The organism is Vibrio cionasavignyae, from assembly GCF_050337155.1.
Lineage (GTDB): Bacteria > Pseudomonadota > Gammaproteobacteria > Enterobacterales > Vibrionaceae > Vibrio > Vibrio nomapromontoriensis.
The window spans coordinates 89212-106267 of the sequence record NZ_JAKJSR010000020.1; the positions used below are offsets into that span (position 1 = coordinate 89212).

Annotated in this window: 11 protein-coding genes; 6 read left to right on the plus strand and 5 right to left on the minus strand. The window is 43.8% G+C overall.

The genetic code is table 11. From position 1 onward, the window contains the following. The 4 genes from L4D74_RS16340 to L4D74_RS16355 are packed head-to-tail and all read right to left on the minus strand — an operon-like array spanning nt 1 to nt 2897. The gene (locus L4D74_RS16340) at nt 1-816 is read right to left on the minus strand and encodes a PTS system mannose/fructose/sorbose family transporter subunit IID (protein WP_265676568.1); all 816 of its coding nucleotides are present in this window, start codon (nt 814-816) and stop codon (nt 1-3) included. 13 nt (nt 817-829) lie between these two features. Beyond that, nucleotides 830-1600 (minus strand): PTS N-acetylgalactosamine transporter subunit IIC, encoded by a 771-nt coding sequence (gene agaW / locus L4D74_RS16345; RefSeq protein WP_428753332.1) that lies wholly within the window; start codon nt 1598-1600, stop codon nt 830-832. Nucleotides 1601-1610: 10 nt separating this feature from the next. Then, nucleotides 1611-2099, minus strand: coding sequence for a PTS sugar transporter subunit IIB (locus L4D74_RS16350; protein ID WP_428753333.1), 489 nt, complete (start codon nt 2097-2099; stop codon nt 1611-1613). A 21-nt stretch (nt 2100-2120) separates the two neighbouring features. Beyond that, complete coding sequence (locus L4D74_RS16355) at nt 2121-2897, minus strand: DeoR/GlpR family DNA-binding transcription regulator (protein WP_428753334.1); 777 nt, start codon at nt 2895-2897, stop codon at nt 2121-2123. Nucleotides 2898-3336: 439 nt separating this feature from the next. Between L4D74_RS16355 and L4D74_RS16360 the strand changes: the two genes are divergently transcribed. The 5 genes from L4D74_RS16360 to L4D74_RS16380 all read left to right on the plus strand — a co-directional run bounded on the left by L4D74_RS16360 (nt 3337) and on the right by L4D74_RS16380 (nt 11630). Beyond that, a complete protein-coding gene (locus L4D74_RS16360; RefSeq protein WP_428753336.1) occupies nt 3337-4290 on the plus strand; it encodes a hypothetical protein in 954 nt (317 codons plus the stop codon). A gap of 20 nt (nt 4291-4310) precedes the next feature. Further along, nucleotides 4311-6728, plus strand: a complete 2418-nt coding sequence (locus L4D74_RS16365) for a polysaccharide lyase 8 family protein (protein WP_428753338.1) — start codon at nt 4311-4313, stop codon at nt 6726-6728. A gap of 10 nt (nt 6729-6738) precedes the next feature. Continuing rightward, nucleotides 6739-9072, plus strand: a complete 2334-nt coding sequence (locus tag L4D74_RS16370; protein WP_428753339.1) for a polysaccharide lyase 8 family protein — start codon at nt 6739-6741, stop codon at nt 9070-9072. Between the two features lie 18 nt (nt 9073-9090). Continuing rightward, the gene (locus tag L4D74_RS16375; RefSeq protein WP_428753341.1) at nt 9091-10926 is read left to right on the plus strand and encodes a hypothetical protein; all 1836 of its coding nucleotides are present in this window, start codon (nt 9091-9093) and stop codon (nt 10924-10926) included. A 410-nt stretch (nt 10927-11336) separates the two neighbouring features. Continuing rightward, complete coding sequence (locus L4D74_RS16380; protein ID WP_428753342.1) at nt 11337-11630, plus strand: D-fructose-6-phosphate amidotransferase; 294 nt, start codon at nt 11337-11339, stop codon at nt 11628-11630. Between the two features lie 95 nt (nt 11631-11725). On the opposite strand, the gene L4D74_RS16385 is transcribed toward L4D74_RS16380, so the two are convergent. Further along, the gene (locus L4D74_RS16385) at nt 11726-14458 is read right to left on the minus strand and encodes an ImpA family metalloprotease (RefSeq protein WP_428753344.1); all 2733 of its coding nucleotides are present in this window, start codon (nt 14456-14458) and stop codon (nt 11726-11728) included. Nucleotides 14459-15260: 802 nt separating this feature from the next. On the opposite strand from L4D74_RS16385, the gene L4D74_RS16390 reads away from it, so the two are divergent. Then, the gene (locus tag L4D74_RS16390) at nt 15261-16943 is read left to right on the plus strand and encodes an ABC transporter substrate-binding protein (RefSeq protein WP_428753346.1); all 1683 of its coding nucleotides are present in this window, start codon (nt 15261-15263) and stop codon (nt 16941-16943) included. Nucleotides 16944-17056: the final 113 nt, after the last annotated feature.

Consider the following 17056-nt stretch of genomic DNA (forward strand, 5'->3'; position numbering starts at 1 on the left):
TTAAAGAATACCCAATAAATGACCACCGACACCAACAAATAACGTTCCAAAAATCAATGCTGTTGGTGATTTCCCTTTCTTAACCAGGTAATACATTAACCAAACTAAGAGCATAGGTAACAAGTTCGGAATCAGCTTATCCAGCATCCCTTCTTGTAGGCTAATCATTGTCTCGCCAGCCTCCAGTTCAATCACGGTTTCAACTTTAACGTATTTCGCTACCATAGAGCCAATCACACCAAGACCGACAATATTCGCTGCTCGGCCAAGCTTCTCCGCATGATCTGAAAGGCGCTCTAGTGCTGACACTCCCGCGTTATAGCCCAAGAACAGCAGCCAAAAATACATTGGTATCCGGTAAGCTTGGTAGAGAATAAAGAATACTAAAACACCAAGTGGATTACCTTGCAGCGCGATTGAGCTACCTATAGCTAGCGTCAGTGGTAGCATCACCGAGTGGTCAAGTGCATCACCAACGCCAGACACCGAGCCCATTGTTGCCGCTTTCACTGAAGCAATCGTTGATGGTTTCTCTTTACTTTCTTCCATTGCAATTGCAAGACCCAACGGCAATGTAAAGAGCTTCGGGTTAGCGTTATAGAACTGTAAGTTATTCTTTAGCGCTCTCTTAAGATCCTCTGGGTCAGTGTGTATTTTTCTAAGCGCTGGGCTAATGGAATAACAAAAACCACCAGCCTGCATACGGTTATAATTGAAGTTGCCTTCCATCAATAAACCACGGAAACCAATTTTCCAAAGATCGTTTTTAGTAATAACCTTATTTACAGATTTATCTTGGTAGCTATCTGCATTCATATTTATGTTTGTCTTACAGTTCATCATCAAATACCTGTGCGTTTGCAACCTGAGGAGTGTCTGCTTTCTTGTTATTCATATAATCTAGAATCGCCACACACGTAAACACTAAAGCCACACCAAGAATGGGCATATCAAAATACGTCGAACATACGAAGCCTAAGAAGAAGTACGGTAGAATAGCGATATTAAACATAGTACGCAGTAACATCGCGAAACCGACAGCAGGCATCATGCCACCCGCGATTGCCATACCACTCACAATACTCTCTGGTAAATATTCTTGGATAAACGTTGCGCCAGTCGCACCAAAGTAAATCGCGCAGAAGCCAACGACACCGTACAGCAGCGCACGAGCGCTAAGACCAATATAAATCAGCTTATCAATGCCTGAGACGTTTAAATCCTCTGCGTATTGATCCGCTTTTTGCATCATAGGCGCACAAGAGGTAAATAGGAAAATCACCAAAGTCTGCATCGCTAGAGCAAAAGGTATTGCCATACCAATGGCAGCTTCTGGAGTCATGTTTAGCTTAATCGCAAACATGGTACCAACGATAGCGCCTATCGTGGTATCCGGCGGTTGAACACCCGCGTTTGAGACTAGACCCAGCCAAGCTAGCTCGAATGTTGCACCAGCGATCAACCCCATTTGTAAATCGCCAAGAATAAAACCAACCACAGTACCTGTGACTAATGGTCTATGAATACCTGAGAAAATATCGAACTTATCGATACCACATAGCGCCGCCCAAATAGCGACTAACACTGCTTCCATCAACATATTAAATACCTTAAATCACAAGATCTTTCGTCGCTTCAAAAATGCACTCTTTTGCACTTTCTGGCATATGCTGTAGCGTGCAAACACTACCATGCTCACGAAGTACTTCAAATGCACGCATATCTTCTTTATCGACATTAATATATTTATTAACCGCAGTGCGACCTTCATGAAAATGCATATTACCAATATTGATTTCAGGTAATTCCACTCCACCAGATACAATTCGAGCAAAGTCTGTTGGGTTTTTACAAAGCACTAATATTTTTCGGTCTGGTCCGGCTTTAGGTAAATTAGAAATAGCTTGGTCAATCGTTCTAAATAGCACGGAAAAATCGCTACCAGCAGAGGCTTTAAATGGCGCTTGAAGTGGTTCCATTTTCGCGATTTCATCATTTGCGACAAGAATAGTATTTGCGCCAGAATGCTTACCCCATTGCAAACGAATTTGCCCATGAATGAGACGCTCATCAATACGAGCTAGAACGATGTTAGCCATTATTTTCCCTTATTTACTACATTAGATTAACTTGATTATTCTTACATTATTCAACGCTAGTGAATCCTCTATTTCATCATCTAGGTTGCAATCAGTTATCACCATGTCGATATTACTTGGTTCACAAGCCCAAAATGCATCATTATTATTAAATGCTTCTGATTCGACGACGACAATTATTTTTTCAGACAATTCGCATAATAAACGAATCATATCCGCATCAAACTCACTACGTGCAAACACCCCTAATTTAGGGTTAAAGCTGCTCACTTTTACAATAGCGCTATTAAAGCGATATTGTTTTAAACTTCTAATCATATGTGAACCCGTCATTTTCATGAATTCGGTATTCACTCGTCCGCCAGTAACAAAGAAGTTACTATCTTTTATCTGCGGTAAGCTTTGTATTAAGTTTAAATCTCTTGTAACGATCGTCGAGCTTTTTAAATCACTTAAGTGGCGTAATGATTTTCTAATTAGCGGGCTACTATCGATAAATACGGTACTCCGCTCTTCGAGCCCGGAATAGACTGTATTAGCAATTAGCTCACCAAAATCCGACGCTTTTCCTTGCCTCTTCGATGTCGTTGACATGGCGAGTTGAGAAAGTACCGTCCGGTTAACCAAAGCATAGCCATGAGAGCGAACGATATAGCCATTATCATCTAAAAAGCGCAGATCGGCTCTAATGGTGGCACCGGTCACATTAAAATATTCGGCTAACTCGTCTACATGCATTTTACCGCGTACACCAACTAAGTTGGCTATTTCCATTCTTCTTTCAAGTGCTGTTGTCATGACTAACTCTTGAGGTGCTCTTTCACACCTAATTTTCATTCTTTTTCATTTTGATTGAAGTCTGCATCATGTCAGAACGCCAAACAAACCCTTTGTACTGCATTCTTGATCTCAATCACACAATATCGCATAGCCAAACATATCGTAACAAAATCCGGATTTTTTTGTCATTTCTTGCGCACAAATGCAACAAATCGCCCATTAGCGCTCAAATTTAATACTAAAAATCCATTTTTTATCTCAGCCATTCTATGACGTTCTTTCCGATAACCCTCCCCTTCCACAAGTTAATTAAATAGGCAAATTTTCACTTCAGGCTAAAATATCGCCATTTTTTCATTTTTTGTGATGAACATAAAAACAAATGAAAATATCACTAGCTCTAATGAAAATCATAGCTACTATTGCCACGGCCAATAGTGCTATTTGAGGGATTAAAATGAAATTCAGTGCTTATACAACCGCTCTTTTAGGGTTCTCGGTTGCCATAGCTGCCACACCTTTGCTTGCCCGAACCATCGTAGAAGTAGGCTCCGAATACGAAGAGTACTACAACGCAACCGATGAAACCGGAAAGGAGCATAAGTACGCTTCACTAACCAACTACGTGCCTTATATTCGCTTTAGCCATTCACCAAACAGTAATGAATGGAATATTTGGGGTCGCTACTTCTCCAAAGAGTACATCAATAAAGATCTGTTTAGTAACGGTATTGTAACCGCGATGGATAAACGCTATGAGCTTCACTACACGCAAACCAACCGTGTCGGTGATTGGCGTTTTCGTCCTGGGGTTGGGGTGCGCTACAACGGCTATGCGATCGATCGCTACGAAGTGGAATACCGTCTTTACCCTCAAGTTGAGTACTTTTTTGACAGCAAAAACCTGATTTTCTTGAATGGTCATGCGTACCTAGGCGATGGCCGTGGCAAGCGCTCTGGCGATACTGTCGCGCAGGATTACACCGACTGGGGCTATGAAATCGACGTAGGTTTACTGCACCGCTTCAATGCGTTTTCATCCATTCGTCCAAGTTTCTACACCGAATATGATGAATTCCAAAACAGCTACGATGTCGATTATTGGCAGTTCCGATTGGTCTATAGCCACAAGATAGGGCGAGTCACTATTAACCCGTTCATGCGTTTGGGATTAGGCCGCACCGTCACGGAACGCTCCCATTTTGACTATCAACGCTGGGGAGTAGAAATGGACAAAAACTATAGCCGTGCGGGGGTCTATGGCAACGTAGGGATTTCAGGAAAGTGGAATGTCATTTACGAAACCTATTACCAGATTGAAGACAACGAGTATTACACCAACGGCACTATTGAGCCGTTACCAGACCGTAATAAGTTTTTTGCCAAACTCGGCGTTCAATACATCTTTTAATCTAATACAGGAATACTCTCTTGAAAAACTTCAAACTTTCAATGCTATCCATTTCTGTGGCGATGGGATTCTTCAGCATCAACCTGCCTGTCATGGCAGAATCTGCCGCGCTTAACAACGCAACAGCTTCACAACCGTTAACGTCAGAGCAAGTGTCTTCAAATACCATGGCTTCCAAGCAAGAGCAACTCTCTCAACTACGACAGCGCTGGGCCACTTACTTTTTGGGTGATCCAAGCAAACCCACAACACAGCAACAACAAACAGAAATTGTGGCGATAAATAAACACGCCCAGCAACTATTGAATACCATTCAAATTGAAAAAACGGGCTTTTGGGATGATTTGCCATTAGACATCGACTCACATAATGGGCGTCAAACTCTAGGTGTACCACTGTTCGCCACTTATCAGCGCCTATTCAAACTTGCTCGCGCCTATAAATTGCCTGGTGGTGAATTGGAAGGTAACCCAGCACTGTTGGAGACCTTAGTTGAATCGCTTGCCTTCCTTAATGAAGAGTACTATCACGTCGGCATGCCAGAATATGGCAACTGGTGGCAATGGGAATTGGGTATCTCACGAGTGGTAAATAATACACTGGTCATGTTATACGATGATATTCCATACGAAATCGTCAGCAACTACGTTGATGCGACCCGTTATTTTGTTCCAAGCCCGACACACCTCAGCGAGGGGTATGGCGCGCCTTATTCTAGTGCCCCACTCATTTGGGAGTCCACTGGGGGCAACCGAACCGATAATGCCCAAGTCGTATTGATTCGAGGCTTGCTCGACAATAATGAAAAAGACATTGCCGATGCCGTGGCCGCGCTTTCTAGCGTGATTCCATACGTTGAATCTGGTGATGGTTTCTACCAAGACGGCTCCTACATACAGCACAAAGATCTGCCTTACTCCGGTACCTATGGCCAAGTGATGCTACAAGGCTTAGGCATGCAGCTAAGCTTAGTCGCGAATACACCTTGGCAGGCCACGGATCCAAACCTACAAAAAATCTATCCGCTCATTTTAAAGGCTTATGCGCCACTATTGGTGAATGGCCGCATGATGGATTTTGTGAATGGACGCGCGACATCAAGATCTTGGGAGCAAAATGACGTTGTTGGACAGGCGATTCTAAGTGCCATGTTGCTGTACGTCGACGGTACCCCTGAGCAATACCGTGATGACTTTATCAATGTTATCGCCTCCCAGCTACACAGCACTAATGGACTACGAACTTCACGTAACTTTAACAGCTACCAACTCGCACAGAACATGTTAGCGACACGTGATATCCAAGCGACACCAACAGCCTCTCATATCCAATTTTCTGATATGGACCGGGTTGTTCACCACCGAGACAACTGGACGTTTGGCGTTGCCATGCACTCCAATCGCGTCGGCAACTATGAATCCATCAACGGCGAGAACCTAAAAGGGTGGCATACCGCTGATGGTATGACGTATTTATACACTCAAAACGATCGCTATCACCAAGGATTCTGGCCACTTGTCGACCCTTATAAACTGCCAGGCACCACAACACTACTTATTGAACGAGAGCTTGGGGACGGGCAACTGTCTGCACAACGCAATGGGCGCAATGGGGCGATGAATTGGACGGGCGGTGCCGCACTCAATCAATACGGCGTCGCTGGTATGAAATTTGTGAACCACACTCGCGATCTGTCTGCCCATAAGTCATGGTTCATGTTCGATAATGAAATCATTGCCCTTGGTTCAGATATTGAAAACAGCAGTGATGCGCCTGCAATCACGACGATCGATAACCGACTGGTGGCAGACGGTGCGTCATTACAAGTCAATGGTGAGATAGTAGCGGACAGCTTTAAAGGTATCGCCAAGCGCTTTACCATTAAAGAGCAAGCCAGTGATGCCTCGGCGATCCAATACTCGCTACTGACTGATACTCCTATCGAGATTGTCAAACAATGCCGTGATGGCAATTGGTCTGATATTGGAACCAGCAAAGGGGACGTTTCTGGCTGCTTCTATGAAGCAACAATGCGTCACGATCAAGAGCGCAATCAATACGCTTATATGATCACGCCAAGTTTGGCGACACCAAGCCAAGATATTTCGATTCTAGCGAACAATCAGTCAGTGCACGCTGTTGACCATAAGGCATTAAACCTATTTGCCGCTAATTTTTGGGGTAAAGGTAAAGCCGGAGCGATTACAAGCAAATCGGCGATGTCGATTATGACGCAAGAATCCGACGGCCTCGTGCAAGTTTCTGTTTCCAACCCGACTCGCTCTTGGTTCAACCGAAAATTCATTATCGATGGTCAATTTGAATTACTGACCAATGACGATTCGCGCGTTAAATTGACAAACGGCAATGAGATTTCTGTCGATCTCGACGACTTAGGTGGCACAAGCTACACCTTTGCACTTAAACGCATTAAATGATGGTGAAAAAATGACATCATTTAAACAGCCCATCCTTGCTATTGTAATCGGTAGTCTTTTATTCGGCTGTGGATCAGAATCAAACAGCCCAACAAAAGAACCAGAAAATCAGCCAACGGTGGAAGTATTTCGAGCAAAATGGAATCACTATTTAATTGGTGATCCTGCCCTCGAGTATGACAGTGCGCTCCAAGCAAAAATCACGACTCTCAATACCCAAACAAAAGGTTGGCTCAATAGCCAACCTTTACGAGAGGACGGCACATTTGCCGATTTAGTGATCACACCAAGCAATATCGATAGCCAGTTGCGCGCAAACTATTTGCGCCTATTAGCTATGGCGAAAAGCTACACCCTTCCTCAGGGTGATCTCTTCGGTAATGTCACATTAAAAACAACCATAGAAAGTAGTTTAACTCGCTTAAACCAGCACTATTACCACGCAAATATAACCGAACAACCGGGAAACTGGTGGAATTGGCAAATCGGTACACCAAAAGCCATCAATGACATATTGATGCTGATGAAAGATGACCTAGACCCCGATCTCATTAGCCAATACATTTTAGCAACGCGACACTTTGTGCCCGATCCAACAACAATAAATGTCGGCGGTAACATCAAACCCTCTGTCGGTGCAAACCTTGTCGACACCTCTCAAGTCGTGTTGATTCGTGGCATCTTAGACAAAAACGATCAAGACATCGATACCGCATTGCAATCGGTGTCGGCGGTCATTGATACTGTGAGCCAAGGTGATGGATTTTATCTTGACCACTCCTTTATTCAACATACCGATATTCCCTATACCGGTACATACGGTAATGAGTTAATTAAAGGTCTTGGACTTATGGTGGGTTCAGCCGAGGCGGCCCAACTGCCTGCTCTCGATGACCTTAACCTAGAACGTATTTACCCCATTCTACTGGAGTCTTTTTACCCATTTTTGGTCAATGGGCGAATGATGGACAGCGTCAATGGACGCGCCATTTCACGTATCAGTGGCCAAAACGATAAGCTAGGGCATGCCATTATTAACGCGATGCTGCTCTATGTCGCTTCTACACCTGATAGCTACCAAGAGCAGCTCTCTCGTATCATAAAAAGCCAAATCCTGACGGATCTACAGGGCGACTTCTTTGACTCTATTGGTCTTTTCTATCCTTATCAAATGGCAAGAACGATCGTTGAAGATCACTCTATTGACATCATTAATAATCGTAGCGAGCATATTCAATTTCCAGCCATGGATCGCGTGGTCCATCACCGACCTGATTGGTCATTTAGTATCGCCATGCATTCGAATCGAGTAGGCAATTACGAGTGTATTAATAGTGAAAATACCCAAGGGTGGTATACCGGCGACGGTGTCACCTACCTTTACAACCAGCAAGATCATTACAATCAATACTGGCCTGTGGTAGATGCCCATAAATTACCCGGTATTACTGTACTGGATGAAGCCCGTAATCCGTGTTCTGGTCAACGCAGTGAGCAAGGAGAAGGTCGACAAGATGCCATTACTTGGTCTGGTGGTAGCCAATTAGATCAATACGGTAGTGTCGGATTCAACTTCACAAACTACAACAATCTTCTGTCAGCGAAGAAGTCATGGTTTTTATTCGACCAAGACATCATTGCGCTTGGCTCAAACATCACCAATAACAGCAGCAGTAATGCGTTAACCGTGATTGAAAACCGAAAAGTGGTTCATGACGCCTCTATTTATGTCAATGGAGAACCGCTTTCTGGGCCTGACGGGTTTACTGGTCGCTTGGAACGTTTGGAGATTCAGTACGATACGACTCAACATCCGATCCAATATATCGCGCTATCCGACAACACGGTCAACGTAAAACAAACCTGTCGCCAAGGTGATTGGTCTGATATTGGCGTCAACAGCGGCAAAGTCGAAGGCTGCTTTGTCAGCGCGACATTCGATAGCGACCTCCACAACAACTATCAGTATGCCATTGTACCCAATGCCGCATCAGGCTATGTCCCTGAAATTGAGGTGCTAAGTAATGATGCGACGGCGCACGTTGTCGTTCATCAGACGCTCAATCTCATCGCAGCTAACTTCTGGCAACGTGGCAACGTCGGCAATATCGAAGCGCAAACCCCACTCTCCATGATGATGAAACAACACGACAATGGCGACATGACAGTATCGGTTTCCGATCCCACATGGTCTTCACACGTCATCGCTTTTTCTCTTGGTCAAAATACAACCATCAGCAATGACCCAGACCATCGAGTATCAATCGATGCTTCCGGGATCATATCCATCGATGTCGATGGCTTAGATGGTCAATCCTACACCTTTTCACTAAAAAGAATTTAAATACTAAAGGACAATTCAATGTTTAAAAATATCCTGACAGTTGCTGTTTTACTTTCGTTAGCTGGATGCGGTAATGATAGTAGCGATAAGCCTAATCCACCTCCCATCATCCCACCACCACCATCAGAAGGCCACCAGCCAAATATTGGTGACCAATACACCAATGTGACAAAACTCGATATTGCACCACTTGCGGGTTTAGAAGGACAAGAATTAGTTCAAGGTATTGAGGATCAGCTCAACCATGGGCTAACAGCTCGCTCTGGCCTGTTTAATGTCACGCCTAAATGGGGAATGACAACTGGTGGAGACTGGGATGAACTCAACCTTAGTGTGGTACAACGCGACAATGGCGAATACGTCTTTGAAACCACAATTGCACCGCAAGCCGTCGGTATGCCGTCAGCCAGTAATGCCATTAAGAACGGATTCAGCTTTGTTGTGGAAATGCCAAATGGGTTAGTAAAAGAAGCCGTTTTAGCATACAACTACCAGCTCAGCACGCCATTGGGCTATGGTGGTGATGGCTCTCGCACACCCGACTATCTTTTCCTTGGCGGATTCACCAGCGGTGACCCTCTTGTCGAAAATAAACCACTGACTAACGGCAAAGGTTTTACTTATAAGCTCAGCACCGATCGCTACATCTATATGAACACTCGCTTTGGTGATGCAAAAGACAACCTACTATTCAATAAAGCACTGTCCCAAGACGGTGAGCGCTTTCGTATCAAGCATGGTCAGTGGAATTTAGTTCAGTTTGACTTAATGGCGAATAGTTTTACGCCAGAAGGGCTCCCGGTAGAAGATGGAAGCTTGGCGATGCACTACAACACTAAGGAAGCGATCCCGACGGATGGTAGTACAGGCTTCTACCCTGTCACCGAGCGAGTCATGATTGACGAGCAACACAATTACCAACTTGCGGGATTAATGGAGTTTTACCGCCACTATAAACACAGTGCAGACCAAGCGGAAGATTTGTTAGAGCAAACGTTGCAAATTAAAGACATCACCTTTGCTTGGACAGATGAGTCAGTTGAACTCCCTGAACAGCCACCAGTGAACCCAGATCCGACACCTGATAACGTGTGCTCTGATCAAGGCTTTACTCATTCACGCATCGTCGATCTTACTGGCTTAGAAGGCAGTGACCACCAAAAGATCATTGACGCTATTTCAAGTCAACTTGGTGATATTAAACATGGTGCTGCGCTATTCTCTGTGGATCGCAATAACATCAGTGTTGTCACACTAGGGGATGAACCTGCGCTCAAGATAACTTATGCGGCAGGCGCAGTCGGCCAGGATAATACCGAAAACGGCACTAGCCTACTCGTCAACTTCCCTGCGTTAGCAAGCATTTCATCCACCTGTATTGCCTACGACGTACAATACGAAAAAGACGTACACGCCAATCAAAATAATGACCTTGTCATTTTGCCAGGTCTTTATTTAACAGACACCACAACCAATACCGTTTTGGCTGAACATAACTATGTCATCAATCACAACAAGCGTTTAGGTACGAAATTCAACGCCTCGTTTCTAACTTGGTTCGATGGTTCAAGCAAATACTGGGCGCCTAATCGCTGGTCTAGCATTTCACAAACCCTCAATTTTGATGAACATAGCGGGCAAGGCACACTCGATAACCTATTAAATAACGACACGCACTTTAAACCAATAAACGGAGTAGAGTTCAACCAAGTTGAATACCCGCTTGTCACAGGAGACGCGATAGGAAATGTGGGTGCGGTAGCAAGCTTTAATTCATACCGTCCAGACGCGGCGCGTTCAGGTGTAGAAGATCAAGCGTTCTACTTTAAAAATATCGCGATTGGCTGGAAATAATCAACGCGAGCGGTGAAACCGTGTCTAAGCCATTTAAGTCTTTGCTTAGATACGGTTTTAACATAGGCACAATTCAATATGGGCACAGTTTCAGCATAGATACGATTTCAAAATCAATCAGCAAATCAGCTCAGTTAAACTGTGCTGGTTTGTTGTCATCCTTTCTCGGTGCGCGAGATATGCCATGATGAATTCGAGAAGCAACCTCAACCCCACTAACCCTATCCCCTTACACATCAATAACCTGCCCACCGATAAAACACGTTCGCTAGTCAATTAGGCAAAATCGTTAAGCAACAATTATCGCACTATTAGATTGCAATTTACCCAATATGAATATTGATGCAACTCAATAAATGCCGCGTGTTTGAAGAGTAGCTTATAGACGAATAAACAAGGAATGAGGATCAATGATGAGGCTATCTAAACCAATATTAAGAGATGCATTAGGCCTAGGGCTCATTATCTCTGTCGCGTTGGCGTCACTGAGTATATTACTCGATATTTTAGCTGTGCTTGCCTATTTCAATAATGAAGCAACCATCGCTACATTGCTGTTTCACGAATCATACAGTTTTCTGATTTTCCTTATACCGCCCTACTTCCTTGCCAGAGCCCTTATGCGCATTGAATTACCAAACACCCAACTAAGCGATTCTCTAAGAAGCTCTGCTCAGCATGAACGACCGCGTGCTGAGTTGTAGGGGGTGACAGAGGTCAATCTGTTCAGGAGAGACCTCTGCCTACCTATCACTCTATGCTTATAATTTTAGTACGCTGATGCTCGGCAGTTTTTCCACTAATTCAGTGGCCAAAGGTTGCTGCCATTAATACTGACAGGATTGGTAGCAAACTCGTCCAAACAATAACCCTGTGAAGTTGCAGCAAAATAAGTCATTGGCATGACATCTAAGCTCATCGCGGCCACTTGTTGCTTGGCTTTATCGCTAAAACTAAAACCCCACATATCAAGATAGCTACGCATATCTCGCTGAGTAATGTAGCTTAACGCCACCAACAGCCAATCATTATTATTCAACGCATTCGCTTCAGCCTGAGAGTAATGAGTAAAACCAATCGAGGCTTTACGCTCTTCCCAAAGGACCTCACTCGCTTTCAATCTATTGAATTCACGTTCAATAAGGTGCAAACGCCCTAACAGGTGCCAACCGTTCTTCAATACCCCTTGCTGCTGAGCTGACATCATCATTTGTATGTAGATACGCGCTCCCCAGCTCCAGCCAGTTTGATTTTGCGCCGCCATGAAAGCATTTGGGTCGGTTTGCAATCGGCTTTGCTGCAGTAATTCAAATTGCCCTTTAAAGTCAAGCCCTTGGCAGGAAGAGACCTTTCCAGTGTCGACATAATAGCGAGACTTACTGTAGTAGGAGTAATAGTTCGTGGTGGAGTGGCCATCCCAACCAGTAAATCGAAAGCGCCCTTTCTCTAAGCCATGACCGAGTTCATGCAAATCACCATGACCAAGCGGATGAAACGACCAGTAAGCATCATATGGATTGCCCGAGCAGCCATAACCACAGGTTGCTTGGTCAGCATTCATGTGCTTAACAATATCAATGGTCTCAATGGTCCAACCTTGATCTTTACCGTATTGGTGGATCTCATCGATCATATCAATGCCAGGCCCCTGAAAACCAGCCAGTGCGTGCGGGAAGTTATGCACATAGCGCTCGGTAGCTGCCGCCATATCTTGAGGCTGAGCCCAATCTTTTGAGCTCACTGATTCCAACATTTTGTCAGCCTTAGAGTGCACCTCAAATCCCGGAGTGATCAACTCCGCCCAATCAAACTGAGCGGACTTAAGTTGTGCGATAAACGTATCGTTGTCAGCGGCACTTCGCCACACAGGATGCTGAGCAACATTTTCGAAATAGAATTCGACAGGGATATCATTGGCATCAAACTGAACCTGAACGGTACCGCCATACGCTGAAGTTAAATAAATCGTTTCTCCTGGCTCAACTCGGTAACTCGTTGATGTCAGAAACTTAGGCCTTGCGTACCCTCCATTACTAGAAAATTCATGCGTTGCCCCGCTACGCAAAGTATTTAACACAATCGATGTCGTCACTTGGTGATTATCTTGACGTGTCACCTTAAAGGTTTGACCTGGAATGGCATACACACCTGCTGAACGGAAACTGCGTTTTGATTCCAGTGACACAGTCTTATTTACTAACGGAATATTTTCAAAAGATCGAGTACTAAAATTCCCTAAACTTGGCTGGGCATGATTAAGCTTGCGAGTATGGTACTGAGTATAATCACTGAAATAAGATTTCAAAAAATCAAGCGTTTCTGTGCTGTCTTTATCCATAGGAAATAGAACCGATTGACGGTAATGATCGGCAAGTAGCAGCAATAATTTTTCATAGGCATAATCCGGGCTTGAAAAGAGATCCACTTTATTGCTATCAAGCCGATTTAGATGCTGGCGTATACCCTCTGCTGCAGGGTAGAACTGCTCGGCCATCATCGAATCTGCACTACACGATTTATCATCGCATAAACTAAGATCGACGCTAAAGCTATCATGCTGTAGTCGCTGTAAAAGCGATTGCTGCTGCAATATCGAATCTGGTACTTTGTCGATAAGCGAGGTCGGGTCCCAATTGGTTACGCCAAGCTTACGCCAATAGTTATCACCAACGTAATTAATGTGTAAGCGCTCAAATAATCGGCTACCTAGTTCGGTCATGCCGCCATCTAAATGTAGATACAACACTGGAATGCCATGCTCTAACGCATACTCCACCCCTTGAAGTACTGAGTCAGCACTGTCTCCGGCATTTAACTGTTGGGATAGAATCAACATATCAGGCTTTTCTTGTAAACACGCAAGTAATTGCTCACCATCACATTGATTATCAGCATTCATCAGCAATGAATCTGAATAGGTTTCCGTTAACCAATTTCGTGTCGCTTGGGCGTCGGGGAAATAGTAGGACTGGTCAAGCTGAGCTAATACAATACGTCTCGGTGCTTGAGTTGAAGACATGACCCATTGCACAAGATTCTGTAACCACCTCTCCATTGGCTGGTTCACAGAGTTAGGAAAGCGCAGCTTAGTACGAAATGGATTGCTGCCAAGGGCTGCATAACGCACATTATTTGACGTAATGCCCGCAACACCAATGGTCAATACCTGATCATCATACCCGGCATTCATTGCTTTATTGGTGGTTAAAATAGTGTCATTAAACCCATAAGTAGGCGAGAGTATTGCTGCATCATGGGTAGGGTCCCAATGCAAATCAGACAAATTGTTGCCACTGGTATCTTGCGCTAATTCACGTTTAATGCCGCTATACGTATGCTTATAACTCGCCACCAAAGATTGACTCGCATCAATAAAGTCATTGGCGTCATCAACTAATGATGCATCACCACTTTCTAATGCAAGCTGGACAGGTGTTTTGCTAGGTGCGGGTGTAGCCGTCTCAGAGTCAGACCCACCACCGCAACCCACTAACCCCGCGAGTAAGGTTATCATTAGTGCACTTTTTTTCATTTTACCTCCCACGAAAAATGGAAGGCTAAATCATAAATTCAATACAGCCATTCACCCTATCTATGATTGGACTTAAGATCACGCAATAACTTGCTCGAAATACGATTTCTCATTCTGTATCGAGAATACTCCTACAAAATAGCAAACCGTCGCGACAAGAATTAATCAAACCAAAAGCACGCCCCGAAATTCAATTCGTCGATGACAACTTAAAAACGTATGCTCATAGGGAGCATCATGTATACAAAGAAACGAAATGTTCACTTTATATTCCATAAAAAAAAAGGGTATATTGCCTGCCTATGTAGTGAAAAAATTATACGTTCTCCCGGTAAAATCCCTCGGTAATTAGTGAGATAATAGTGACTTTGCGATGGTAATCACAACAAATTGCCATTACTAATTTTCAAATAAAATTAACGTGTCGTTTTATGGTGTGATAAGTATCACTTATTTATATCATAGACTTACAACCACTATAAAATATAAAAACATAACAATAGTAAGCACTAACATTTATCATTCTATAGTTTGCAGTTCGTGACGTTCATCACCTTAAAAACTCGTTCAAAAAACACTCAAAAAACCGCTATTTTGACGTTTTTAACGACTCAACAAGACTAATTGACGTTTTTGACGGAGAACCTAATTGATAAATTCTTCTTTAAGGTGTTTTCTTAGTAACGCCTAAGGCTTACAGGCCACTCTTTAGGAAACAGATAAGAGGTAGGCTTTAGCAAAACGTGAGGGTAAGTCTCCAATATTTACCCAGTGAAACAAAAGCAAATAGTAAGGAATAGCTATGCTTGCGCATATTAAAAAAACAGCACTCGCGACAGCAATTATCGCCACTGCAGTATCAGGGTTTAGCTCTGTTGCAACTGCAGCAGAACGTAATGAACTGACGGTTCACCCAAAAGAGTTCAATACTTTTGTTCGTAACTTTAACCCATACTTGGGTGCGACGAACCTACACACAACAACAGACTTTATTTATGAGCCGTTGGTTGTTTTCAATGAGATGCACGGTAATAAACCGGTATTCCGTCTTGCTGAAGGCTTCGAAATGTCAGACGACCTAATGACGGTCACCTTTGACATTCGTAAAGGTGTGAAATGGTCAGATGGCGAAACTTTTGATGCTAACGATGTCCTGTTCTCATTCAATCTTGTTAAATCAAAACCTGAACTTGACCAAAGTGGTATTAACTCTTGGGTAGAGAAAGTAGAAAAAGTTAACGACCACCAAGTGAAATTCTACCTCACCGAAGCAAACTCAAACGTGCCTTACGAAATCGTTAAAGTGCCTGTCGTCCCTGAGCATGTTTGGAAAGATATTAAAGATCCAGCTACGTTTACCAATGAAAACCCTGTAGGTTCAGGTCCATTTACTGAGATCGACACTTTTACAGGGCAACTTTACGTTCAATGTCGTAACGAAAACTACTGGGATGCGGACAACCTAGAAGTGGATTGTCTACGTGTTCCTCAAATTGCTAACAATGACCAGTTCCTAGGCAAAGTCGTTAACTCTGAAATGGATTGGACTTCATCATTCATCCCTGATATTGACCGTACTTACGCAGCAGCAAGTCCAAATCACCACTACTGGTACCCGCCATCAGGTACACAAGCTTTCATGCTTAACTTTAAAAACCCAGATCAAGTTAAAAATGAAGCGCTTAACAATGTCGATTTCCGTCGTGCATTCTCCATGGCACTTGACCGTCAAACCATCATTGATATCGCATTCTACGGTGGCGGTACCGTTAATGACTTCGCTTCTGGCTTAGGTTATGCCTTTGCAGCATGGTCTGACGAAGCAACGCACAACAAGTTTAAGGGTTACAACTCTTATGACGCGGAAGGAGCAAAAGCGCTACTTTCAAAGGCTGGCTTTAAAGACGTAAACAGTGATGGTTTTGTCGATACTCCGTCTGGTAAGTCTTTTGAGCTGTTAATTCAATCTCCTAACGGTTGGACTGACTTTAACAACACAGTACAACTAGCTGTTGAGCAACTTGCAGAAGTAGGCATTAAAGCAAAAGCACGTACACCAGATTTCTCTGTGTACAACCAATCCATGCTTGAAGGATCTTACGACGTCGCTTATACCAACTACTTCCACGGTGCTGACCCATACACGTATTGGAACAGCGCATATAACTCAACACTACAAAGTGGTGATGGTATGCCTCGCTTCGCGATGCACTTCTACCAAAACTCTGAGTTAGATTCGCTATTAAGCAGCTTCTACAAAACAGCAAACAAAGATGAACAGATGGAAATCGCACACGGTATCCAGAAAATCATCGCGCAAGACCAAGTGACAGTTCCTGTCATGTCTGGTGCTTATATGTTCCAGTACAACACCACTCGCTACACGGGTTGGTGGAACGAGCAAAATCCTCAAGGTCGTCCAAATATCTGGGCAGGTATTCCTGAGCGCCTATTGCACGTACTGGACCTAAAGCCAGTGAAATAAACAAGTAAGTATGTAAATAAAAGCGGTACATCCGTGCCGCTTTCATCCCCTTCCTGTATTCAATTGAATGAGTGGCGCTTGTCGTCAGGGGATAGCTCGTCTCTACGTTATGG